This is a genomic window from Synechococcus sp. H70.2 (genome assembly GCF_047462275.1).
Classification (GTDB): domain Bacteria; phylum Cyanobacteriota; class Cyanobacteriia; order Thermostichales; family Thermostichaceae; genus Thermostichus.
In genome coordinates this window covers 64,174-86,720 of record NZ_JANSIU010000004.1, presented here as the reverse complement: position 1 = coordinate 86,720, position 22,547 = coordinate 64,174, and the positions used below count along the sequence as shown (strand labels likewise).

The 22,547-nt window shown below is 60.4% G+C and carries 23 protein-coding genes; 11 read left to right on the top strand and 12 right to left on the bottom strand.

The window, feature by feature from the left end; genetic code table 11:
* Positions 1 to 94: 94 nt before the first annotated feature.
* Entirely contained in the window at positions 95 to 823 is a 729-nt protein-coding gene (gene rph / locus NW822_RS05410; RefSeq protein WP_414362680.1) for a ribonuclease PH, read from the bottom strand.
* Between the two features lie 241 nt (positions 824 to 1,064).
* Between rph and NW822_RS05405 the strand changes: the two genes are divergently transcribed.
* Positions 1,065 to 2,516, top strand: coding sequence for a folate/biopterin family MFS transporter (locus tag NW822_RS05405; protein WP_414362681.1), 1,452 nt, complete (start codon positions 1,065 to 1,067; stop codon positions 2,514 to 2,516).
* A gap of 490 nt (positions 2,517 to 3,006) precedes the next feature.
* Here the strand turns inward: NW822_RS05405 and NW822_RS05400 are convergent, their stop codons facing one another.
* Entirely contained in the window at positions 3,007 to 3,687 is a 681-nt protein-coding gene (locus tag NW822_RS05400; protein ID WP_414362682.1) for a Mo-dependent nitrogenase C-terminal domain-containing protein, read from the bottom strand.
* A gap of 113 nt (positions 3,688 to 3,800) precedes the next feature.
* On the opposite strand from NW822_RS05400, the gene queA reads away from it, so the two are divergent.
* The gene (queA, locus tag NW822_RS05395; protein WP_414362683.1) at positions 3,801 to 4,994 is read left to right on the top strand and encodes a tRNA preQ1(34) S-adenosylmethionine ribosyltransferase-isomerase QueA; all 1,194 of its coding nucleotides are present in this window, start codon (positions 3,801 to 3,803) and stop codon (positions 4,992 to 4,994) included.
* A gap of 8 nt (positions 4,995 to 5,002) precedes the next feature.
* Here queA and NW822_RS05390 read toward each other — a convergent pair whose 3' ends face one another.
* Together NW822_RS05390 and NW822_RS05385 are read right to left on the bottom strand one after the other, a co-directional pair.
* Positions 5,003 to 5,746, bottom strand: a complete 744-nt coding sequence (locus NW822_RS05390; protein ID WP_414366372.1) for an HAD family hydrolase — start codon at positions 5,744 to 5,746, stop codon at positions 5,003 to 5,005.
* A 41-nt stretch (positions 5,747 to 5,787) separates the two neighbouring features.
* Positions 5,788 to 6,810: an aldo/keto reductase gene (locus tag NW822_RS05385; RefSeq protein WP_414403769.1), complete on the bottom strand. Its 1,023-nt coding sequence runs from the start codon at positions 6,808 to 6,810 to the stop codon at positions 5,788 to 5,790.
* 170 nt (positions 6,811 to 6,980) lie between these two features.
* Between NW822_RS05385 and NW822_RS05380 the strand changes: the two genes are divergently transcribed.
* From NW822_RS05380 to NW822_RS05350, 7 genes are all read left to right on the top strand, one after another.
* Positions 6,981 to 7,490, top strand: coding sequence for a hypothetical protein (locus tag NW822_RS05380; protein ID WP_414403768.1), 510 nt, complete (start codon positions 6,981 to 6,983; stop codon positions 7,488 to 7,490).
* 42 nt (positions 7,491 to 7,532) lie between these two features.
* Positions 7,533 to 9,167, top strand: a complete 1,635-nt coding sequence (locus NW822_RS05375) for a CTP synthase (protein ID WP_414403767.1) — start codon at positions 7,533 to 7,535, stop codon at positions 9,165 to 9,167.
* A 41-nt stretch (positions 9,168 to 9,208) separates the two neighbouring features.
* Entirely contained in the window at positions 9,209 to 9,370 is a 162-nt protein-coding gene (locus NW822_RS05370) for a DUF2256 domain-containing protein (protein ID WP_414403766.1), read from the top strand.
* 40 nt (positions 9,371 to 9,410) lie between these two features.
* Entirely contained in the window at positions 9,411 to 9,866 is a 456-nt protein-coding gene (locus NW822_RS05365; protein WP_414362689.1) for a phosphate-starvation-inducible PsiE family protein, read from the top strand.
* 241 nt (positions 9,867 to 10,107) lie between these two features.
* Positions 10,108 to 10,587, top strand: coding sequence for a peptidylprolyl isomerase (locus NW822_RS05360; RefSeq protein WP_414362714.1), 480 nt, complete (start codon positions 10,108 to 10,110; stop codon positions 10,585 to 10,587).
* Positions 10,588 to 10,654: 67 nt separating this feature from the next.
* Positions 10,655 to 11,917, top strand: coding sequence for a gas vesicle protein GvpJ (gene gvpJ / locus NW822_RS05355; RefSeq protein WP_414403765.1), 1,263 nt, complete (start codon positions 10,655 to 10,657; stop codon positions 11,915 to 11,917).
* A 119-nt stretch (positions 11,918 to 12,036) separates the two neighbouring features.
* Complete coding sequence (locus NW822_RS05350; RefSeq protein ID WP_414403764.1) at positions 12,037 to 13,608, top strand: NAD(P)H-quinone oxidoreductase subunit N; 1,572 nt, start codon at positions 12,037 to 12,039, stop codon at positions 13,606 to 13,608.
* A gap of 76 nt (positions 13,609 to 13,684) precedes the next feature.
* Here the strand turns inward: NW822_RS05350 and NW822_RS05345 are convergent, their stop codons facing one another.
* The 6 genes from NW822_RS05345 to NW822_RS05320 all read right to left on the bottom strand — a co-directional run bounded on the left by NW822_RS05345 (position 13,685) and on the right by NW822_RS05320 (position 17,655).
* Entirely contained in the window at positions 13,685 to 14,254 is a 570-nt protein-coding gene (locus NW822_RS05345; protein ID WP_414362692.1) for a photosystem I assembly protein Ycf4, read from the bottom strand.
* A 131-nt stretch (positions 14,255 to 14,385) separates the two neighbouring features.
* Positions 14,386 to 15,450, bottom strand: a complete 1,065-nt coding sequence (locus NW822_RS05340) for an S-layer homology domain-containing protein (RefSeq protein WP_414403763.1) — start codon at positions 15,448 to 15,450, stop codon at positions 14,386 to 14,388.
* On the bottom strand, positions 15,438 to 15,752 hold the full coding sequence (locus NW822_RS05335; RefSeq protein WP_414362694.1) for a DUF3181 family protein: 315 nt from the start codon (positions 15,750 to 15,752) through the stop codon (positions 15,438 to 15,440). The genes NW822_RS05340 and NW822_RS05335 overlap by 13 nt, the downstream gene beginning before the upstream one ends.
* A gap of 51 nt (positions 15,753 to 15,803) precedes the next feature.
* The gene (locus tag NW822_RS05330) at positions 15,804 to 16,385 is read right to left on the bottom strand and encodes a hypothetical protein (protein WP_414403762.1); all 582 of its coding nucleotides are present in this window, start codon (positions 16,383 to 16,385) and stop codon (positions 15,804 to 15,806) included.
* A gap of 38 nt (positions 16,386 to 16,423) precedes the next feature.
* The gene (locus NW822_RS05325) at positions 16,424 to 16,996 is read right to left on the bottom strand and encodes an anti-sigma factor family protein (RefSeq protein WP_414362696.1); all 573 of its coding nucleotides are present in this window, start codon (positions 16,994 to 16,996) and stop codon (positions 16,424 to 16,426) included.
* The gene (locus NW822_RS05320) at positions 16,993 to 17,655 is read right to left on the bottom strand and encodes a sigma-70 family RNA polymerase sigma factor (RefSeq protein WP_414362697.1); all 663 of its coding nucleotides are present in this window, start codon (positions 17,653 to 17,655) and stop codon (positions 16,993 to 16,995) included. The genes NW822_RS05325 and NW822_RS05320 overlap by 4 nt, the downstream gene beginning before the upstream one ends.
* A gap of 196 nt (positions 17,656 to 17,851) precedes the next feature.
* Between NW822_RS05320 and NW822_RS05315 the strand changes: the two genes are divergently transcribed.
* On the top strand, positions 17,852 to 18,574 hold the full coding sequence (locus NW822_RS05315) for a Crp/Fnr family transcriptional regulator (protein WP_414403761.1): 723 nt from the start codon (positions 17,852 to 17,854) through the stop codon (positions 18,572 to 18,574).
* A gap of 54 nt (positions 18,575 to 18,628) precedes the next feature.
* On the opposite strand, the gene NW822_RS05310 is transcribed toward NW822_RS05315, so the two are convergent.
* Together NW822_RS05310 and NW822_RS05305 are read right to left on the bottom strand one after the other, a co-directional pair.
* Positions 18,629 to 20,476: an aminopeptidase P family protein gene (locus tag NW822_RS05310; protein ID WP_414403760.1), complete on the bottom strand. Its 1,848-nt coding sequence runs from the start codon at positions 20,474 to 20,476 to the stop codon at positions 18,629 to 18,631.
* 169 nt (positions 20,477 to 20,645) lie between these two features.
* A complete protein-coding gene (locus NW822_RS05305; RefSeq protein WP_414362700.1) occupies positions 20,646 to 21,020 on the bottom strand; it encodes a rhodanese-like domain-containing protein in 375 nt (124 codons plus the stop codon).
* A 114-nt stretch (positions 21,021 to 21,134) separates the two neighbouring features.
* Here NW822_RS05305 and NW822_RS05300 point away from each other — a divergent pair, with 114 nt between their 5' ends.
* Positions 21,135 to 21,977 carry a hypothetical protein gene (locus NW822_RS05300; protein ID WP_414403759.1) on the top strand — a complete coding sequence of 281 codons (843 nt, stop codon included), beginning with the start codon at positions 21,135 to 21,137 and terminating at the stop codon, positions 21,975 to 21,977.
* Positions 21,978 to 22,547: the final 570 nt, after the last annotated feature.

Sequence of the window (22,547 nt, the reverse complement as noted above, 5' to 3'; positions counted from 1 at the left end):
TGCTTTATAAAGTTATCTCCCCTTCATCAAATCGTCAAAAAGCCCCCGCTCCTCGGCTGGGCCTAGGCTCACAAGCCGACAAAGGATCCGTTGGCTACGAGTTTAAGGCGTCCCGCTGGGCCTGGAGCAGTTTCTGGATGCCGGCCTGGGCCAGGTCTAACATTTGCAACAGTTGCGAGCGGTCGAAGCAGCTGGCTTCAGCAGTCCCCTGAATCTCGATTAAGGCTCCCTGCTCGTTCATAACCACGTTCATATCCACTTCCGCTTGGCTGTCTTCCTCGTAGCAGAGATCCAGCAGCACCTCCCCTTGCACAATCCCCACCGAAAGGGCTGCCACCTGCTGCCGCAACGGCGATCCCTGTGCCGGATCCAGCAGCCCCTGTTTGTAGAGCCAGGTGATGGCATCATGCAGGGCTACATAGCCACCGGTAATCGCGGCGGTACGGGTGCTGCCATCGGCCTGCAGCACGTCGGCATCGATGGTGATGGTGCGGGATCCCAGTTTCTGGAGATCCAAAGCAGCGCGCAGACTGCGCCCAATCAGCCGCTGGATCTCGGCGGTGCGGCCGGAGAGCTTGAGCACCTCCCGCGGCTGGCGCTGTTGGGTGGCGGTGGGCAGCAGGCGGTACTCTGCCGTCAACCAGCCTTGGCCGGTGTTTTGTAAAAAAGGGGGGACCTCTTCAGCCACGGTGGCGGTGCAGAGAACATGGGTATCGCCAAACTTCACCAGCACTGAGCCAGGAGCGTAGCGGGTGAAGTGGCGCTGAAAGGAAATCGGGCGCAATTGGGCAGCTGTGCGGCCATCAGGGCGTTGCCAGCTCATGGGCAGTCAAGAAAGGATCCCTTGCATTGTCGATCATGTTCACCCAAGGCAGCTTTTGCAAAAGTACTGCTGGCGCCTAGAACAACAGGCCTCTGGAAAATTGCAGTGGTAGGTCAGGGGGCAGGTTACAGTGTAAAGAAGTTCTTAGCTAACTTTTCCTATTGTTGCGGCAAAGCCCCGAACCTGAGGGGTCCTACCCAGCAGGACCCCAACAATTCAGTAACGCAAGACACAAACGCTCATGATCCTTCTCTTCCTGCAACGGCTACGCCAATCGGCTCTCGACCCCTTCCAAGAGATCCATTGGACTCCGGAACTGTTTGGGATCCTGCTGGTGTATTTTGTGCAGGGGGCGGTAGGACTGGCAAGGCTAGCCACCAGCTTTTACTTGAAGGATAGCCTGGGCCTCAGTCCAGCGCAGGCAGCGGCGTTGATGGGCCTGGCTGTAATTCCCTGGACCCTCAAGCCTCTTTACGGACTCCTGTCGGATACGCTGCCGCTGGCGGGCTACCGGCGCCGTCCTTACCTCCTGCTTGCGGGGGTGTTGGGGTGCGGGGCTTGGCTGGGGATGGCTTGGGGGGCACCGACAGCGGAGCTGGCTGTGCTGTGGATGGTTTTGGGATCCCTAGCAGTGGCGGTGGGGGATGTCATCGTCGATTCGCTGGTGGTGGAGCGGGTGCAGGGCAGTGACTGGGCGGGAACGGGCACGCTGCAGTCTTTGACATGGGGGGCAACAGCTCTGGGATCCCTGCTCACCGCCTATGCCGGAGGCGCGCTCTTGGCCCACTACCCTCCCCAAGTGGTGTTTGGGCTAACAGCTCTGTTGCCCTTGCTGATTGCCCTGGCTGCCTGGGTAATTGGGGATCAGCCTGTAGCCAGCTCTTGGGGCTGGGATCCCTTGCAGCAACAGGTGGGTCGGGTGTGGCAAGCGCTGCGGCAGCCCAGCATTTTCCTACCGGTGCTGTTTGTGTTTGTCTGGCAGGCAACTCCCAGTGCCGACGTAGCCCTGTTTTATTTTGTAACCAACGAGCTTGGCTTTGGGCCGGAGTTTCTGGGCCAGGTGCGGCTGGTTACCAGCATTGCCAGCTTGGCAGGGGTGGGGATCTTTCAGGTGTATCTACGACAGATCCCCCTGCGGCCCCTCTTTGGCTGGATGACAGTCATTTCAGCAGGGCTGGGCCTGACCACTCTGATTTTGGTCTATCACCTCAACCGCGCCTGGGGCCTCGACGATCACTGGTTTAGCCTCGGGGATAGCCTGGTGTTGACGGTGGCAGGGCAAATTGCCTTTATGCCAGTGCTGGTTCTGGCCGCCCGCCTTTGCCCGCCAGGGGTTGAGGCTACCTTTTTTGCCCTCTTGATGTCGGCCTTCAACTTGGCGGGGTTTCTCTCCCAGGAGCTGGGATCCCTGCTCATGCACGCGCTAGGAGTAACCGAAAGCAATTTCAGCAACCTGGGGCTATTGTTGGTAGTAACCAATCTCTCTACCCTCCTGCCCTTGCCCTTGTTGGGCTGGTTGCCCGCAGAGGGGATAGCTCCCAGCTCAGCAGAAGCAGCCGCCAGGAGGGAGACGATCCCTCGGGGAGAGACAGAAGACTACCCGACCCTTGTCCTCCAGACCACCTGCGGGCTTGAGGAGGGAACAGCAGCCCTGCAGTTGGCAAGCAACCCACCAGAGCCTACAACTGGCTAGGGTCCGGGTGGATATGCAGCCATTTGTGGCCAATCTGGAAGCTTGGCCCCTGCTTCTATCGCCCTGGGAGTACAGAAGCTGCCCCCGTTGAGAGAACGCCCACCTCTTCAGGCCTGTTGTGTGGCTAAAAAGGGTTCACTCTTGCCTGGGCAGCTGCTGCCGCCGTTCTCTGCCTTGCCGCTTGAGCAGGGTTGCGGACTTGGGGCTATTGACCCTCCCGCTGACTTAAGTCGGGGGATTCTTGCGCAGTAAAACGCCCCCCCCAGTTCCTTGAGGCCAAGCCCTAAGGTTGACTTTAGCAAGTTGGGCCGGAACCCCCTCTTCGCCTTTGATACCCTACCCGCCCAGAGGCTTGCCACCGGTCGGGTTTTTCGTTTGCCTCCAGGAAGCTGGCTGGCAAGCTGTACCCATAAGCAAGCCGCATTTTTGGTTGGCAACCAAAGCTGCTTACGGGCTTTTCCGCCCCGCCCTACAGTACGGGGCCACCCAGCTATCCTATGTACTGGCTAATATCTTCTCCGCGTTCTGCCAAAAAAGAGAGAGCGCGGAAGCGCAGGGCCACCACCTGGTCGTAGAGGGGGTTGAGTTTGCACAAGGGGGGAATGTGCATCACCTTGCGGCCAAACAGCACCACATCCCGCTCGAAGGGACACCGGGCAGGGATCAGGCGGCACAGGAAGCGGGCCACCTGGGGATTGCGGACTTGGATCCCGTCCAGCCAGGAACGCAAGGGAGCCAAAAGGTCGGTGTAACCGCTCTCGGCTGGAGCACCTCCTGGGGAAGGCGCAGCAGAACCCTTGTCGACCAAGGTGGTTTTGAGCAGATGGAGCTGGGGTAGCTCCAGCCCCAAGGCGGCGGCAAACCGCTGCAGGAGCCGATCCTCTGCTTTGGAATACACGCCGTCGGCAATGGCGGTCATCACGGCCGTACGTAGGAAATCTTCCCGCAGCTCCGGTTGCAGTTGGGCTGCCAACTCCTCCGGGGATAGGGGGGATAGATCCTTCCCCTCCACTTCTGGCCAGTCGGAGCGGATGAGATCTTCAATGAGTCGCTGCTCTTCGGGGCTATATTCTCCATCGGCCCAGGCAATGCCCAGCAGCCCTTGTAGCCACACTTTTGCCTGCTGCGGTGAGCACTCCCTCGCAGAAGGAGGCATGGAATGGCTGGCCATAGCGGAGCTCCCCAAGAAGCCAACGCCATTTTACAGGGGCTGTAGGGGGAGATAGCCAGCCCAGAGCAGAGGGCTAGGCTGGATCCTGAAGTCTGGGAAACCTCTTTTTGGTCATGACGGATCCTTTTCCACCCCTAGCTGGTCCAGCTCAACCCGGCCCCCTTGCAGGGAGCGTTGAAGAGTCCAACCCGGATCTCCTAACTGCTGCCTACGACTACTTTCTACCTCCTGACCGCATCGCGCAAAAACCGGTGGAGCCGCGGGATCAAGCGCGGATGTTGGTGGTGTACCCAGATAGGCATGAGCACCGCCGCTTCTGCGACCTGCCTGACTACCTGCAGAGCGGGGATCTGCTGGTTCTCAATGACACCAAGGTAATTCCGGCCCGGCTGTGGGGAGCCAAGGTCTTGCCGGGAAAAGACTCTTTTGGGGCACGGGTAGAGGTTTTGCTGCTGGAGCCTGAGTTGCCAGGGATCCCAGCTAACACCTTCCAGCAGGAGCAAATCTGGCGGGTCTTGGTTAGACCAGGCAAGCGGGTCAAGGTGGGGGATCAGATCCGGTTTTGGGATCACCAGGGATCCCCGGCGGAACTGATGGGCACGGTACTTGCTGTGGATGCGGAGACCAGTGGCCGGGTGATGCGGTTTACCTGGGAAGGAGCGGATCCCTTTGAGAAGATCTTGGAGCGGGTGGGGCGGATCCCGCTTCCCCCTTACATCAAGGCTGCCCACACCCTTAATCCGGCGGAGGCGGGAGTCCGACCTGAAGACTATCAAACTGTTTGGGCTAGGCAACCAGGCTCAGTGGCCGCCCCCACCGCCGGCCTGCACTTTACCCCCCAGCTCTTGGAGCGCTTGGCTCAAAAGGGGATCCAAACCGCCTTCATCACCCTGAACATTGGCCTAGGCACCTTCCGCCCCGTGGAGGCAGAACGAGTCACTGACCACCACTTGCACAGCGAGTGGCTCAAGGTGCCGGCGGAAACCGTAGCTGCCGTTCGGGCAGCCCAAGCGCAGGGAAGGCGGGTGATTGCCGTGGGAACAACCGTGGTGCGGGCGCTGGAAACGGCAGCCCTCTCCGGCACCCTGCAGCCCTGGCAGGGGAAGAGCGACCTCTTCATCTACCCTGGCTACTGCTGGCGGGTGGTGCAGGGCCTAATCACCAACTTCCACCTGCCCCGCTCCAGCCTAATGATGTTGGTGGCAGCGCTGATTGGGCGGCAGAGGCTACTGGATCTCTACCAAGAGGCTATTGAGCAGGGCTATCGCTTCTATTCCTTTGGGGACGGCATGCTGATCCTGCCCTAAGGGGATCCTCAGGCGGCTTGGGCAGGCCGGTCTTGGCCAGTGGCAAACCACCTCTGGAGGCGCTCCCATTCCACTTGGGGGTAGCCATCCACTGCCCAGTTGGCCCGCCGCTGCAGCATGTGCAAAGGAAAGAAAGTGGCCAGGGCCAAGACCGGGATCCCTTGGGAGCGAGCTGCTTGCATGCCGGCGTAGGTGGCTTCAAAGCTCAGGCACTCCTGAGGGGAGAGCCCCATCCGCTCTAGGAGCAGACGGTGCAGCTGCCCTGAACCCAGGTCAGGATCCATCTCCTCGCCGGTCACACGGTACCGGAAATGGTCGGTCAGCTGGGCCAGGAGCGGACAGGGGAAGCGTTCTAGAAAGGCCTCCACCTCAGCAGCAGCGTGGCCGCTCACTAGGCCCACCTTGAGCTGCAGCCGCTCCAGCCTCTCTAGAGTCTCCACCAAGCCGGGGACAAGAAGGGATCCCTTCTGCTCCTGCAACGCCTGCCGGTAGTACAGGGCCTTGCGGTGCAGCAACTCTTCTCGCTGCTTGGGGCTGAGCACCCGCCCCTGGGCTTGCCAAAGGGCGGGCAGGCGCTCCCGATCGGATCGGCCTAGGTAGTGCAGCCGGTAGAGCTCCTTTTGGGCAGGGGATCCTAGATCCCAGGGACGCAAGTTCTCCTCCAGCAGCACCTGGTTGATGGCGGAGAGGTGCAGCCCCTCATCGTCGGCCACTATGCCGCTCCAGCTTAGGATCACCCCTTGCAGCGCCATAGGAGAACCTCTTCCGTCCTTCTCTTGCTTGATCCTTAGGATCACTCTGGACAATTCCGAGAAGCTGGGATCCCTGCGCGGGCAGGAGGAGCCATGAAGCTGGGGGGAATGGGTTCGGGAACATGCCTGTGCAGGATCTCGTCGATGGCCTGCCTTGCCTCCGCCTCCAGCGACCAGCCCCAAACTCCGGCTAGGTCATCCAACTGCTGGCGTTTGCGCGCTCCCCACAGGATTGCACTCACTCCCGGCTGATCCAAGAGCCAGCGCACCGCCAACTGAGGCAGGGTTTTGCCGTAGCGCTCCCGTGCCAGCTGGCTCAGCTCTTCTACTGCTTGTAAGTACTGGGAGTAGCGAGGTTCCACGAACTTGGGATCGATGCCGCCGCGCAGATCTCCAGGCGGAAACTTGGTTTGGGGCGTCAGCCGTCCCCCCAACAGTCCCCGGCAGAGGGGACTGTAGATCAGCGTAGCAATGCCGTTAGCCCGACAGTAGGGCAGAACGTCCGCTTCAATCTGGCGCTCAAACAGGTTATAGGGCGGCTGGACGGTGTGCAGGGGAGCCACCTGGCGAAAACGCTCCATCTGCTGAGGAGAAAAGTTGCTCACCCCAATGGCGCGGATCTTGCCCTCCTGCAGCAGGCGGCAGAAAAAGGCGGCCGTTTCCTCCAAAGGTTCTAGGGGATCTGGCCAATGCACCTGGTAGATGTCAATCACCTCCGTCTGCAGGCGGCGAAGGGAGTTTTCCAGATCCTGAGCTAGCCAACTTAGGCTGCAGTTGCGCACCACCTTGCCGTTAGTCCACTGCAGGCCGGCCTTGGTGGCAATGACCACGCGATCCCGGCAGCCGGCATCCCGGATGGCCCGTCCCAAAAGCGTTTCCGAAAGGCCGCGGCCATAGGCCGGGGCTGTGTCAAAGAGGGTAATACCTAGGTCAATAGCCTTGCGGAGGGTGGCATAGGCCTCCTCAGGGTCTGCTGGCCCCCACCAATCCCCGGTCATGCTCCAGGTGCCCAACCCCACGCGGCTAAGTTTTAGACCTGTCTCGGCAAGCGTGACAAACTCCATGGCAACTTCTGCAAAGAGGATCCGGTTTCAGGATGCTAACAGGCGCCGGGAGAAGACAAAGCCGGTTGCGCCTAGCTGCTGGTGGAAAAGGAGGCCGGGCTTTTGCCTCTACTTTTCTAACTAGAGGCTCAGTAGAGTGGGGATTGAAAGATTCCCACCGGAATGGCCCGATGAAGTCCATTTTCCCTCTCTGCCTGGCCGGGGGCAGCGTTCTAATCTGGGGATCCCTGCTGTCTGCGCAGGCACAGGTGATCACGCCCCTTTTTCCAGAAACTTCCCGAACTCCTATCCCGCTGCCCCCCAGCCAGGATATTCCCACCTTGCCGATTGTGCCGGATCCCCGGCCTGTACCGACGACATCCCCCCGGCCAAGGCCGCTGCCGACGGGGACTTTTGAGGAGATTAGCCGCTACTTCCGCGATCTCAACCGAGCCAAGAACTTAGCCCGCCAAGCGGCTGAAATTGCCAACGGGGGCTTGCAGCGCTACCGCGCCGAGGCCTCTATGCACGGGGCAGCCATCGATGCACCGTTTGAAGAGTTTGCAGATGCCTGGATCTTCACCTTCCGGGGCGGCGAGCCTGGCTTTACTCAGCCCAGCATCGAAACCCAGGTGCGGGTGGATCGGCGCACCTTTCAGACCACCATCCTCTACAACGGCCCCATCCGCTCTCGGCCCTAAGGGATCCCTGCCATAATCAAAAAAGGGCAAGGGACCCGGGGTATGACCAAGTTTGTCTTCATCACCGGCGGAGTCGTCTCCAGCATTGGCAAGGGGATCGTAGCGGCCAGCCTGGGGCGTTTGCTCAAGTCCCGCAACTACACCGTGTCAATTTTGAAGCTGGATCCCTACATCAACGTGGATCCCGGCACCATGAGCCCCTACCAGCATGGGGAAGTGTTCGTTACTGACGATGGCGCCGAGACCGACTTGGACTTGGGCCACTACGAGCGCTTCACCGACACCAACATGTCCAAGCTCAATAACGTCACCACCGGCGCCATTTACCAGGCGGTGATCTACAAGGAGCGGCGGGGCGACTACCAGGGCAGCACAGTGCAGGTGATCCCCCACGTTACTCAAGAGATCAAAGAGCGCATCCGGCGGGTGGCCCGCGAGACCAACGCCGATGTGGTGCTGGTGGAGGTGGGAGGCACGGTGGGGGATATTGAGTCCTTGCCCTTTCTGGAAGCCATCCGCCAATTTCGCAAAGACGTGGGCCGAGCCAACGTGGCCTACGTGCACGTGACCCTGGTGCCTCTCATCAGGGCGGCAGGGGAAATGAAAACCAAGCCCACCCAGCACTCGGTCAAGGAGCTGCGCTCGATTGGGATTCAGCCGGACGTGCTGGTGTGCCGCTGCGAGCAGCCCCTACCCCGCGGCCTCAAGGAGAAGATCTCCGAGTTTTGCGACGTGCCGGTGGAATGTGTCATCCAGGCGCAGGATGCCCCCAGCATCTACGACGTGCCCTTGATCCTAGAGCAGGAAGGGTTGGCGCAGCGGGTTTTGGAGATCCTCAACCTGGAGCCGCAGCAGCCGGATCTGCGGGAGTGGGAGCTCCTGGTGCAGCGGCTGCACCACCCTCAAGAGCAAGTGGAGATTGCCATTGTCGGCAAATACGTGCGCCTCACCGACGCCTACCTCTCAGTGGCGGAAGCCCTGCGCCATGCGGGCCTGGCCCTCAATGCCGGCGTTACCTTGCGCTGGATCTCTTCTGAAGAAGTTGAGGAGCAGGGGCCGGCAGCCCTGCTGGCCGGTGTGGACGGCGTGGTGGTGCCGGGGGGGTTTGGCAGCCGCGGCATCGAGGGCAAGGTGGCCACCATCCGCTACGTGCGCGAGCGGGGCATTCCCTTTCTGGGGCTGTGCCTGGGCATGCAGTGTGCGGTGATCGACTGGGGATGCCACATTGCCGGTCTGGAGCGGGCCAACAGCTACGAGTTTGATCCCGACACCCCCCACCCCGTCATCAGCCTGTTGCCAGAGCAGAAAGATGTGGAGCACCTGGGGGGAACCCTGCGCCTGGGCCTCTACCCCTGCCGCATCTTGCCCAACACCCTGGCGGCCAAGCTCTACGGGGAAACCATTGTCTATGAGCGCCACCGCCATCGCTATGAGTTCAACAACGCCTACCGCAGCCTGTTTTTGGACTCCGGCTACGTCATCAGCGGTGTCTCACCCGATAACCGCCTGGTGGAAATCATCGAGCTGCCCAGCCACCCCTTTTTCATTGCCACCCAGTTCCATCCCGAATTTCGCTCCCGCCCCAACCGCCCCCATCCCCTCTTTTTGGGGCTGATCGAGGCCGCCCTGCGCAGCCGTTCCCGGCCGCAAGCCCTGCAGTTGCAGAACACGGGCTAGGGCATTGGGGTTAATTCAAGAGTTGTCGTTTCCAGCGCGCTATGCCTCGCCACCGAAAAAAGTCGGATTTGCCCAGCAAAATCTGTCTCACCTGCGGCAGGCCCTTCACCTGGCGCAAGAAGTGGGCCGACTGTTGGCCGGAGGTGAAATACTGTTCTGAGCGGTGTCGCAACCATCGCCCCAAGGGATCCCGATCCTCCTAGACGTCTGGGGCAGATAATGGGGTCGTCAAAGGGGGGTGGCATGCGGTTTCTCAAGTGGCTCTTGCACAATCCCCACGAAACGGAGGAGGAGGATCCCTTTCTGCGGGCCATTATCCGCCTAGAAAGCCTGATCTCGAAGCTGCTTTCTATCTTGATGATTGGGCTGATTGGGGTGGCTGTGGTGGATTTGACCCGCTTCCTGGTAGCTGATCTGCTGCAGGAGCCAATCGGGTTTTTCTCTACCACTTTGATCGAGATCTTCGGCCTCTTTTTAAATATTTTGATTGCGCTGGAGATTCTCGAGAACATTACCGCCTACTTGCAAAAGCAGGTGGTGCAGGTAGAGCTGGTGATTGTGACTTCTTTGATCGCAGTGGCGCGCAAGATCATTATTTTCGATTTTGAGAAGCTGGGGGGCCTGGATCTCATTGGGCTGGCAGCAGCGACGCTAGCCCTCTCCGTCAGCTACTGGCTGGTGCGACGAGCCAAGCCGTGATCCCTGTCGAGCGAAGGGCGGGCCTGGACAAATCCTGATAGGATAGGGGCGGAGCTTTCTGGCAAGAGAGATGCGTGTGCCCTCGGGGGTTGCCCACCTGTTGAAGCTAGCTGTGCTGGCGGTGCTGCTTTGGGTGGGATCTGGCTTTCTTCCCGCTCTGGCCCGTCCGCATTCTTCTTACGATTTGCTCCTAGCACAACAGTTGGGCAAAACCGTGAAAACCTACAACAGTCCTCCGCCAATGGTCATCGACCCGGCCAAGTCCTACACGGCCACGCTGGAGACCACCGCCGGCACGATGGTTTTGGAGCTGTTCCCGCAGGAAGCTCCCCTTGCTGTCAACAATTTTGTCTTCTTGGCCCGGGATCATTTCTACGACGGCGTCATCTTTCACCGGGTCATTCGGGGTTTCATGATTCAGGGCGGGGATCCCACTGGCACAGGTCGAGGTGGGCCAGGCTACCGCTTTCCCGATGAGCCGGTGCGGCGCCCCTACACGCGAGGGACTTTGGCCATGGCCAATGCTGGCCCCAACACCAATGGCAGCCAGTTCTTCATTATGCATGCCGACTACCCGCTGCCTCCTCACTACACCATCTTTGGGCAACTGATTGAGGGGGAAGAGGTGTTGGATAAAATTGCCACGGCGCCCACGGGCCCTCAGGATCGCCCCTTGAACCCGGTTGTGATCAAGTCTGTTCGCATCTCGGAATCAAACTAGGTTGGGCCAATCCGGCGAAACAGGCTCTATGGGGGACTTAGGTATGGAGTTCGCTAGGCCCCCGCGAATGTCCCCCCGTATTCTAGTTCTGGATTTTGACGGCGTGCTCTGCGACGGGCGGTTGGAGTATTTTGCCTCCTCCTGTCGCGTCTGTGGCCAGGTGTGGGGTTTAGCCCCTGCCCAGTTGGAGCCATTGCGCCCTGCCTTCGACCGCCTGCGACCCCTAATCGAGATTGGCTGGGAGATGCCTCTGCTGCTGTGGGGGCTACAGCAAGGGATCCCAGAGGACGCTTTGCGCCAAGACTGGCCCGGCTGGCGGCAGCGGTTGTTGCAGCAGGCGGGGGTTTCCGAGCGGGCTTTGGCCCAAGCCCTGGATGAGGTGCGGGATCGCTGGCTGGCAGAGGATCTCCAAGGCTGGCTGGGGCTGCACCGCTTTTATCCAGGAGTAACGGCCTGGATGCGCCAGATCCAGGCTGCTGGCGAGCCGCGCCTGGCCATTCTCAGTACCAAGGAGGGGCGCTTCATTCAGCAGCTTTTGCTCCGCGAGGGGATCCAGCTGCCACGCCACCGCATCCTGGGCAAGGAGGTACGCGCCCCCAAGGCCACCACCCTCCAGCGGCTGCTAGCAGCGACCCAGGTAGCGCCTGAGGAGCTCTGGTTTGTTGAGGATCGCCTGCAGACGCTGCGCCAGGTGCAGAGTGTACCAGAACTGGAGCAGGTGCTCTTGTTTTTAGCCGAGTGGGGCTACAACCTGCCCGAGGAGCGGGAAGCGGCCGCTCGGGATCCCCGTCTCCATTTGCTTAGCCTAGAGCAGCTCTTCCAGCCCTTTGAGCAGTGGTTGGCCCCGCCTCCTCCTTCCCCCCCCCTTGCCATCAGCCCGGCTAGCCTGGAAGACTTCGCCCCTAGCCGGAAACGCCCGGAAGCCGGCCTGGCCTCGCTGGTGCTGACCTTGGTGGAGCTGCTGCGGCAGTTGATGGAGGCCCAAGTGGTACGCCAAATGGAAGCCAATCGCCTTTCGCCCGAGCAAATTGAACGGGCTGGCAGCAGCCTGCAAGCTCTGCGAGAGCAAATTCGGCAACTCTGCGCCCTGCTGGAGATCGATCCAGCGGATCTCAACCTCGATCTAGGGGATCTGGGCACCCTTCTGCCCCGCCAGGGAGACTACTACCCCGGCCAGCCTGACGGCGAGGGATCCCTGCTGGAACTCCTGGATCGGCTAATTAACACCGGGATTGTTATCGACGGCGAGATCGACCTGGGCTTGGCGGACTTGAATCTTATCCATGTCCGCCTAAAACTGGTCCTCACCTCCAGCGCCAAGCTTTATTAAACCCAGGGAGGGTCAATGGAGACGATTGGGAGAAGAGATGCCAGGAGCAAGCTAGAGAATCCAGAAATCGCGGTATGCTGGCTTTGGATCCCGTTAATCTCTCTTCATAGTCTTCTCCTATGGATGTCTTTGCCCCAACTGGAAACCTGCATGCTGGCGCCATTTGGCCGGAGGTGGTGGTCACCCTCACGCTGTTGATTGTCTTGGTGGTGGATTTAGTAGGCGGGTCAGCAGCCCGCAAAAGTCTGCCCGCCCTCTCCCTCTTTGGCTTGATCGGGGCTTTGGTAACCCTGGTGTTGCAATGGCAGCAGCCTCAGTTGGAGAGCTTCTTGGGCAGCTTTGCTGCGGATCCAGTTAGCATTCTCTTCCGGGGCCTAGTGGTGGTAACGGCAGCCCTGACGGTGATGATGGCGGAGCGCTACATTGCCCAGGCGGGAGCGCCCACCGGTGAGTTTTATGTGCTGCTGCTCACGGCCACCTTGGGGGGAATGTTCCTTGCAGGGGCCACCGATCTCATCATGGTGTTTGTCTCGTTGGAAACGCTAGGCATCGCCAGCTACCTGATGGCCGGCTACACCAAGCGGGATCCGCGCTCTTCAGAGGCAGCGCTGAAGTATCTCTTGATCGGGGCCAGCAGCACAGCCATCTTCCTCTATGGCATGTCGCTGCTCTATGGCCTTTCAGGAGGTCAGACGCAGCTGGCAGCTATTGCACCACACCTGGCCAATGCTGGGCTGGCGGGGATCCTTGCCTTGGTGTTCTGCCTTAGCGGCATTGGTTTTAAGCTGGCGGCGGTGCCCTTCCACCAGTGGACGCCCGATGTCTATGAGGGATCCCCAACGCCGGTGGTGGCCTTTTTGTCAGTGGGATCCAAGGCGGCAGGCTTTGCCCTGGCCATTCGCTTTCTCGCCACTGTGTTCCCGGCAATGACAGAAGAGTGGCGGGCGGTGCTCTCGGTGTTGGCCATTTTGACCATGGTGCTGGGGAATGTGGTGGCCATTGCCCAAACCCGCCTCAAGCGACTGCTGGCCTACTCTTCCATTGGGCAGGCGGGCTTTGTTTTGATTGGGTTGGTAGCAGGGACTGAAGCGGGCTACGCCAGCTTGATTTTTTACCTAATGGTCTATTTGGCCATGAACCTGGGGGCCTTTCTCTGCGTTACCCTGTTTAGCCTGAAGACGGGTACCGACGAGATTAACGAGTACAGCGGCCTCTACCAAAAGGATCCCTTCCTCACCCTTTGCCTGAGCATTTGTCTGCTCTCTCTGGGCGGATTGCCGCCGCTGGCGGGCTTTTTCGGCAAGCTGTATCTCTTCTGGGCTGGCTGGCAGGCAGGAGAATACACGCTGGTGCTGGTGGGCTTGGTTACTAGCGTCATCTCCATCTACTACTACGTGCGGGTGGTGAAAGCCATGGTGGTAAAAGAGCCGCAGGAAATGTCGCTTTCGGTGCAAAACTACCCCGAGACCGACTGGCAGGCCGAAGGCATGCCGGCTTTGCGGGTGGGCATGGTGCTGACGCTGGTGGCCACCATCTTGGCTGGCATTCTCTCCAATCCGCTGTTTACTCTCTCCATCCAGGCAGTAGAGCAAAGTCCGTTTTTGGGGTTCCCGACAGCCCAGGCTTTTGCTCCAGAGCCAGCTAGCCCTTCTCTGACCGTTGCGGGCTCTGCAGCTTTGCCGAGCTACTAGAGCTCCCTCACCCCCAGCCCCTCTCCCTAAGGGAGAGGGGGGTTTTGCTTGCTGAGTCGACTGCTGGGATCCCCCCTCAAATACCTTCTAGGCTGACATTGAGAAAGCGGGCGATCTCGGCTGCTTGGTTTTCGATCTCGGCCAAAGAGGGTGGCTGACCCACACCGGTGAGGGGGATGTCGCCGCGTCCTTTTACCCGCAAGTAGATAACCCGACGGGGGTTGAGGCCTTCTCGCAGCTCTACCCGCAGGCTTTGCACCTCGGCAAAGTCGTATTCTAGGCGCACCTCGCGGTTTTTGCCCGGAAAGCCCTGCCGCACCAGCGTTATCTTTTGGGTGCGGCGGTCGAACTCGTTGTAGCCGCCCCCTAGGTTCCAGTACAAACTTAGCCATTGGTACAGCCCCGCCAGGGATCCGAGCAGGCCGTAAAAGAGCATGGCAATGCCCTGGGGAATGAACACCAGGCTGGCGGGATCGGAAAAGGGAAGCAAATTGCGGTGGAAATAGCTAGAAAGACCAGCCAGGGTAAAGCCCAGACCCCCCGCTGTCAAGACCACTGCCCAAAAGTAAACACTGGGCCGCCGCGAGCCAATGACGGTGTAGCGCAGCAGGTCTTCAGAGCGAATTTCGGGAATGGTTGCAGCCACAGACGGGATCCCTTTCTCCAAAGCTAGCTTCTTCCATCATTATTAGGCGGGAAGCCCTGCCCTAGGGAGGGGCAACAGAGCCTTTCTCCTTAGGGGCTTTCGACCTCTCGGTTCCTAAAGCCTGGGATCCCTTAGCGGGGTGTAACGATTTCCCCTGCCCCTGGGGTAACTGCCGGAGGTTCACTGGGGGAAGGCTCGCCCTCAGGGGTAGGAGAGGTGGGTTCCGGCTGGGCTGCCGGCGGAGAAGTTTCGGCTGCAGGCGTTGGACTTGGCAGGGCCGAGAGCTGGGCTACCGCCTCCTGAGCTGTCCGCTCTCCAAAGGCCGACAGGGCAATTGCCGCTTCCCCACGGCTGACCGGCTGGAAGGGGTTAAAGGTACGGATGGGGCCGAAGGTGCGCAACACGGTGGAGGCATTCTCCAGGCTGCGATCTGCCACCAGGGGAGCAACCGCCTCCTCAGGGATCTGCGCCGCATCGGTAAAGCCCCAACGCTCCTCCAGCTCTAATCGGGATCCCTTGATCTGCCCAGGCGGCAAATCCAAAGGCACCTTCATGCGGATGAGCTCGGCTCGCGACAGCAGGCTGTTGGGACGAAACTCGCGGTTGGCGTCTCCGCTAACGATGCCGGCAGCTCCCAGGGCCTGGATGTAGCGAAAGTTGGGATCCTCCTCCGGCACATCCAAAAAGAGGGGGCGCTCGCTGGCAGGTCCCAGCCGGATTTGGCGGCTGGGCTCGTCGGCGTAAATGGCGTTGTTGGCCAGCACCAACCAGCGGGCAAATTCGCCGCGGCGAACACTGCGCTGGGGCTGAAATTCCCTGCCGCCAATATCAGCAAAGACCCCCAGTTGATCCAGGTAATAGACCGAGCGGGCCACCAGGGATCCGGGCTCCAGATCCGTGAAGCGGCTGCTGAGCTGGCTGGGCAGAGGCGTGAAGGCAGCAGGGGGAGTTGTAGGAGCGATCCAAGGCGAAGGCGTCTCAGCTTGATCTGCAGAGGGAGAGGCAGACAGACCCATCGGTCGCACCGCTCGTTGCAGCCGCTCTCCCCACTCGGTTCCCTGACAGGCCGACACCAGCCCCAGCAGCAGGACAAAGCTTCCACCCTTGAGCCAGCTGCTGGCTGGAGACAGCGATCGCCCAGACCGCCTAGGATTGCCTTGCTGCTGCAGCGTCTTCTCCCGCTCTACTGAGCCCATTTGCGGCTGAACTCCTCCAGCACATCCAGCAGGTTGAGCAGGCTTTGCATGGGCAGCAGATCGGCTAGAGGCAGCTCTTTGCGCCCACCCCCCACTTTTACTGGGATCCCTTGCAAAACCTCGGTAACAGCATTCTCGTCCACCTTGCCTGCCATCACCTGGGGAGCCAGTCGCTCTGCCAAAACCGTATGCAGGTGGGCATCCCGCAGGTAAAGGTGCCACCGGGCTACATCGATGTAAACTTCCTTGCCAATGGCAGCTGCCAATTGCTCAATCTCTGGGTTGCTGGGCACTTGGGCCATTGCTCAGCTCCGTCAGGGGTTGCCCTCTGCCGATCATAACCTGCTCCCACCTCACGGAGAGGTGGCGGCAGAGCGACTCGGTAGAGGCAAGGCAAAGTTCTCCTGCAACTGCCGCAGCAGCAATAGGTGCTCCAGAGCTAAGCGATCCCGCTCGAGGCGCAACTGACTCAGTTGGGCCTGGACCTGGCGGATCTCCTCTTCGTCGGAGTCCCAGGTTTGCAAAAGGCGGTAGAGGCGGTCTTGCTGGCTAGCAATCTGCTGGTTCAGGCGGGCCAAGCGGCGGCTGAACTCCCTATCCATCTCTTCTGCCAGCTGGGGATCGGGCAGGAGGGGCAGCTGAGCCCAATCGATGTCCAGCTGGGTTGAAGTTGGTGGGAGTGGCTCCAACTTTTTGAGGAGAGGGAAATCGGGAAAAGGGGAGAGCTCTACCTCAGAAGCAGCCGGTTGGTTTTTTGGGGTAGAAGCCTGCGCCCTGGCCAGCGGGGGGGTGGGCTGGGCAGCAAACTTCAAGGGACTGGGAGAGGGGTGCGCCAGAGGGTTACCCCTGGGATTTGCCTGGGCTGCCCAAGATCCCAGACTGCCCAGCCAAAGACAAATGGCTAGCCCCCAAGCCCGGCGGATTGCTGTGCTCACCCTGCCCTCCTCGGTCTTCCTTCAAGCTAGCTCAAGCCTTACTCCCCGCCCAAGTCAGCTGGAGAGTTGGGCAGCGGCTCAAACAAAATTGAGTAGGCGTCTTGCTTCTCTCCTGGCTCGAACAGGTAGCGCTGGGCAAGCCGGGCAGAGGCTGGCACCATGGCCACCCGCACCGGCGGCTCCTCCAGTGACACCAAGGGCTGAGGGTGTAACCAGCGCCAGCCTGCCCAGCCGGCTCCCGCCAAGGCCACCACAGCCGCTGCCACTTGTCCCCAGGGAAAGCCGCTGCAGCGCCGCCACCCTAGAGCAACCGCTGGCGTTCGCTCCAGCTTCTCGAACACACGGCTAATTAGCAACTCCGTCTGAACGGGATCCGAGGTTGGCGCCTTGAGGTTGGCCAAGCCAGCTTGTAAAGCCGCCAGCTGGCTATACAGTTGCCGCGCCTGGGGATTGCTAGCCAGCCAATCCTCCACTTGCCGTGCCTCCTGGGGAGCCAGTTCCCCATCTAGGTAGGCGCTTAACTGTTCAAAGCACTCCTCCACTGGCGGTAGCTCCGCTGGGGAAAGGGAGGCGGCCTTCTCACGGTCAGGGTTGGGGCAAAACATGGTCATTCGCCGTTGAGGTAGGGTTTCAGGATGGATTGCAAGCGGGCGCGGGCCCGCGCAATGCGGGATTTAACAGTACCCAAAGATACCCCCGTAATCTCTGCAATTTCCTCATAGGCCATCCCCTGAATTTCTCGCAGCAGGAGAGCTTGGCGAAAGACCTCGGGCAGATCGTGGACAGCTTGGTGCAATCGCTCGTAAAACTCGCAGGTGGTGAGGTGGTCATGGGGGCCGGGGCTATTGCTGGGCAGTTCCCATTCCATCTCACTCTCTTGCCTTGAAATCGAGGCATCTAAAGAAAGGGTTGGCTGTTGACGCTTGCGCTTGCGCAGCTCGTCATAAAACAGATTGGTGGCAATCCGGCCCAGCCAACTGCGAAACTTTGCTGGTTCCTGCAAATGTTTTAGGTTGCGATAAGCTCGGATCCAAACTTCCTGAGCCAAGTCCTGGCGATCTGGCCAGCTGGGCGCAAGGTGGTAGAGAACCTTGTCTACGTAGGCTTGATAGCGGCGTATGAGCTCGGCGAAGGCCTCGCGGTGGGGCTGGGATCTCTGCTGACACAGCAGTACCAGCTCTTGATCAGCAAGCTTTTCTGGCGGCACAGGCTCGTCCTTTACTGAAGCCGACCAGCGCTGGCCACTGAGGTCGTCGAGGACAGCATCCATAAGCAGCCATGGAGCAGGAGGACAATAGCAGAGGGATCCCTTCTGCTTACCAGACGAATTCAAGAAAAGCGGGTTCCCTTCCTAGATCTTGGCGCAAAGGGCGAGGGGTTGAACTGGCGAGAGTGCCCTTGCAGGATAGCTCTCGAGCTGGCAACTGGGCTACAGTGGGCTTGCGGTAGAGTGGGCGCCCATCCCCATGACTTCCGAGGCAGCTGCTGTTCTTTCTGAGCTCAAGGCAGTGCCAATGCTGGCGGAACTTTCGGCAACGTCTCTGCAGTGGCTGGGATCCCAGGTGAGGCTGCGGGACATCCCGGCAGGGCAGCTGCTCTTGATGCAGGAGGCCTGGGGCAACGTCGTTTACCTAATCCTCTCCGGCTGGGCCAAGGTGCGGCGGGCGCGGCGGATCCGCACCGCCCAAGGGATGCAGGATGGCACCCAAACCCTAGCCCTGCTTGGCCCGGGCGCTTGGGTGGGGGAAATGGCCGTGCTGGATGAAGCTCCCCGCTCGCGGGATGTGCTGGCCCTAACCCCGCTGCGGGCTGCCGGGATCCCGGCGGCAGCTTTCAAGGCGCTGATGCTCCAGGAGCCGCGTCTGTGCTACCAACTGGCCTGCAGCCTCTCCCGTCGCTTGCGCCTAGCCAATTTGCAGGCCGATCTGGATCAACAAAGCCCCCCGCTGCGGGTGGTGCAGGCGCTGGTGTACCTGGCGGAAGCCTTTGGCGAGAAGACTGGCCAGGGGATGCGCATCCTCTACCCACCGCCCCAGGATTTGGCCGATATCAGCCGAGTTAGCAGGGAAACAGTGGCAGCGGTGCTAGAACGCCTGCAGCAGCAGGGGGTTATTCAGCCGCTGCCCGACCAGCAGTCTCTGCTACTGGTCCAGTACGCTAAGTTGGTGGAGGCAACCCGCCTGCTCTAGCTGGGGCTGCGCCTGGGAAAGCTAGTAGGGGCACGCCACCCTGTACCTGCAAGGTCACTTGGCAAGGCCGCAGGCCCACGCTAGCCAGGCGGCCTCTTCTTCCGACAGGCTAGCTTGGTGCAGGGCGTAAACCTGGCGGTGATACTCCTCAAGCCAAGTCTGTTGCGCCTTGTCTAGCAGATCCCAGTCAATCAAGCGCCTATCAAAGGGGATCCAAGTTAGGGAGCGAAAGGCCATCCAGCCCTCCGGCTCTGGAAGGGCAACCACTTCATAGAGGTTTTCCAAGCGAATTCCACCCCAGCCCGGCTGGTAGTAGCCCGGCTCAATGCTAGTGATCATGCCTACCTTGAAGGGGGTGGTGGCGCGGCGGTGGATCCCATTGGGCCCCTCGTGGACGTTCAAGAAGGCGCCAACACCGTGGCCGGTGCCGTGGCCATAGTCCAGCCCTGCCTGCCAGAGGCTGGAGCGGGCAATGCCATCCAAGGAGACCCCGTAGGTATCCGGGGGGAAGATCTGGCGGGCGCACTGGATGTGGGCTTTAAGCACCTCGGTGTAGCGCCGCTGGCACAAGGGATCTGCCGGTTGCGGGCCAATCCAGATGGTGCGGGTAGCGTCGGTAGTGCCCCCCAGGTAGTGGGATCCCGAATCCAACAAAAACAACTCGCCTGGCTGCAAAAACTTCTGAGGATCCGGGGTGCCGTAGTGGACAATGGAGCTGTTGGCGCCGGCCCCGGCAATGGTGTTAAAGCTCAGGCCCACCCAATCCCCTTCCTCGCGGTAGTGGGCTGCCATGGTGGCCGCCACATCGGCTTCGCTGATGGGGATCCCCGCTTGAATTTGCCGGTCAATCCAAGCCAGGGTGCGGATCTTGGCCCGGCTGGCCTTGCGGTTAGCTAGCCGCATCTGCTCCAGCTCAGTGGGGTTTTTCACCGCCTTGAGGGCCTCCACAGGGTGATCCAGCTCGCGACAGGGGATCCCTTGCAGCAGCTCTTGGGTGCCCTGAGTGGTCTGCTTGGGATCCAATCCCACCGGCCCGTAGCCCTTGGCCCACTGGGGCAGCTGTTCCGGGTAGGCCTCGTAAGGCCAGAGCTCGACCTCGGCTTCCACCAGCATTTGCCGAGCCGAGGGCGTGAGGCGCTCCAGGTCAGTAAACAGGGCAACCCTCTCCAGGGCGACCAGCGCGTAGGCGCGGAACACTGGGTTGTAGGGGATGTCAGAGCCGCGCAGGTTAAACAGCCAAGCTACCTGGTCCAACTTGGTTAGGGGCAACAATCCCACCCGCTTGCGACGCATCTCCTGGCGCACCTGGGCCAGCTTGTCGCTGGCAGTAGCCCCGCAGAGCTGGGCAGGGACAGGATAGATGGGTTGCTGCAAAAGGGCTTGGCTAGCTTCCTTGGCCAGCTTGTCCAGCGGGTTTTCGCTAACCGGCACCAGCAGCACCCCCCCGGCTTGGGCGTGGGTCTGCAACTGGCGGTAGGTGGCCACTGATACTGTGAAGGGATCCACTCCTAGGCGAAAGCCGGATCCCAGCTCTTCCACAATCTCCATCAGGCTGGGCTGCTCCGGCAGGCCGCCTTTGATGACGGTAAACAGGTTGGGATCCACTTCCCGCTCCGCCTGCTCGTGGTAGCGGGGATCCACCCACAGCCAGGCCCTGTCCCGGCTAATCAGAGCATCCCCCACCGAGCCGGTAAAGCCTGTAATCCACTGCCGCCGCTTGCGGTATTCCAGCAAATACTCATTGAGGTGCTCATCAGCCGAGGGCACCCAAAACCCATCCAGATTTTGTTCCTGCAAAAGCTGGCGCAACTGCTGCAAACGGGCGGCAATATCCAAGCGGGGCAGGGTTTGGAGCATGGCAGGGACAAGAGGGAGATCTGGGCCGATGGCCCTAGAGACCAATATAGTTCTCTTTGGGAAAGCAGACGGAACATAGAGGAAGCGGCTACTTGGTGGTGGACTACAAAGCAGGAGCCAAGGGCTTCTGCGCCGTGTTTTTCAGCGACCTGGTGCACTGCTTTTCCCAACTAGCACCGAAACCGCGAACCCCCTCCAGGAGAGGGGCTAGGTTCTAGCGCTCTTCGGGAAAGCCAGCCTCTCGCCAAGCGCGGATGCCGCCGTCCATGGAGATCACGCGGCGGTAGCCCATTTTCTGCAGGTTGTCGGCTGCTAGCGCCGAGCGAAAGCCGCCACCACAGTAGAGGACAATCTCGGCTTCTTTATCTGGAATCACCTTCTCGATATCCCGCTCGATGATGCCTTTGCTTAAGTGAATGGCGCCGACAATGTGGCCGGCCTGCCACTCCGACTCTTCCCGCACGTCGACTAGGTAGAAGGGATCCCCTTGCAGTTGTTTTTGCCTCACCTGTTCAACGGTGAGCTCTTGGATGCGGCTTTTGGCCTCGTTAACCAAAGCCAGGAAAGCAGGAGAGTGGTGGGATGCCATGCACACCTCCCAGAGAACCCAGTTCCCAGGATAAACCCAGGCCCAATCGCGTTGGGAACACTAAACCTTCAGCAAGCTAAACTAAGGGCAGATTTGCCCCCTGGAGGCTCCAGTTTGAGCTCTCGATTCACCCTTTCCCAACTGCTTGGGTTCCTTGCTCTGACTTTGAGCTGGGGGATCCCTTTCCCTGCCAAGCTGCCGGCTCAAGCTGCCCCCGTCCGCCTAGAAAGCGGGATCCAACGGCAAGTCTCTAGCCCGCCGCCAGCCTCGCTCGTAGAGTGGCTGCAAAAGCAGATAGACGCTGCCAACCGCCGCGACTTGCCAGGGGTAATGGCTGGCTATAGCCCCGACTTTCGCCACCGGGACGGCCTGGATCGACAAGAGGTGGAGGAAGCTATTCGCCAGCTGTGGGAGGCCCATCCCCAATTGACCTACTCGGCTCAAATTGTCTCTTGGCGGCAGGTGGGCCCTGAGATCGTGGCCGAGATCGCCAGCCAAGTGCAGGGATCCCAAGCTTCAGCACGGGGGGAGTTTCAGGTCAAGGCTGCCGCCCTGGTGCGCAACCGCTACCGCCCGGATGTGGCCAATCCAGGACAACTGCTGCTCGTAGACCAAGAAGTCCTGCGGGAGTCTAGCACCCTCATCTCCGGCTCGGCACCTCCCACTGTTACTTTCAAGTTGCCCGAGGCGGTCAAGCCAGGATCCACCTACTCGCTGCAGGCTATTGTGGCAGAACCCCTCACCCAGTCCTTGCTGCTGGGCGCGGTCGATGAGCAACCCGTCGCTGCAGGCGGCTACTTGGATCTCACTTCGTTTGCCCTTGAACCTCTGCAGGCAGGCGGGCTCTTTCTACAGGCAGATGCCCCCCCAGAACCGGGCGCTCGGTGGATCTCGGTGATGCTGGTTAACCAAAGTGGCCTTGTTGTCGAGAGCCGGCGCCTTACCGTCCAACCGTGACCTACTCCCGACCCTCCTGCTGACAGGACAGGCTGCATGGCTTACGCCGCGCTCTGCCAACGCTTCAACGGGATCCGGTCGTCCCTCCACAAGCAGACACGGAAGGCGCCAGATTCCGGCAACGCCGTTGTGTATAGCCCTTGTAGGGGTGGCTGGGTTCCAAGACTGACCTTGCAGGTACAGTGATGAGCCAGAGAGGAAGGTTCTTGAAGCAACCTAGCAAAGAGTTGGGCTTACTGGAGCGGAAACTCCTCAAAAAACTATCCGCTCTCACCCACCACCGAGGAGAAACAGGCGGTCCAGGAGAGAGCGGTCTAGCGGGCCTTCAACTGGAACCTGACTGCCGGGAGGAACTCCAAGCGAGCCAGAACGCGAAGACTCCTCAGCAAGCTAAGGATCTGAGTTCAGGCCGTTAGAGAACAGCCCCGGCGCACAGCCGGCTGAACCCAACTTGACGACCCTTACACGAACTACTCTCTGGCATCCCCTGGAACCTCCCTTCCTCAACGACATCCTGAGGCTAGCACGAATCTTTACCTTTACCAAGAGGGCGGGCTGGATCCCTTCTCC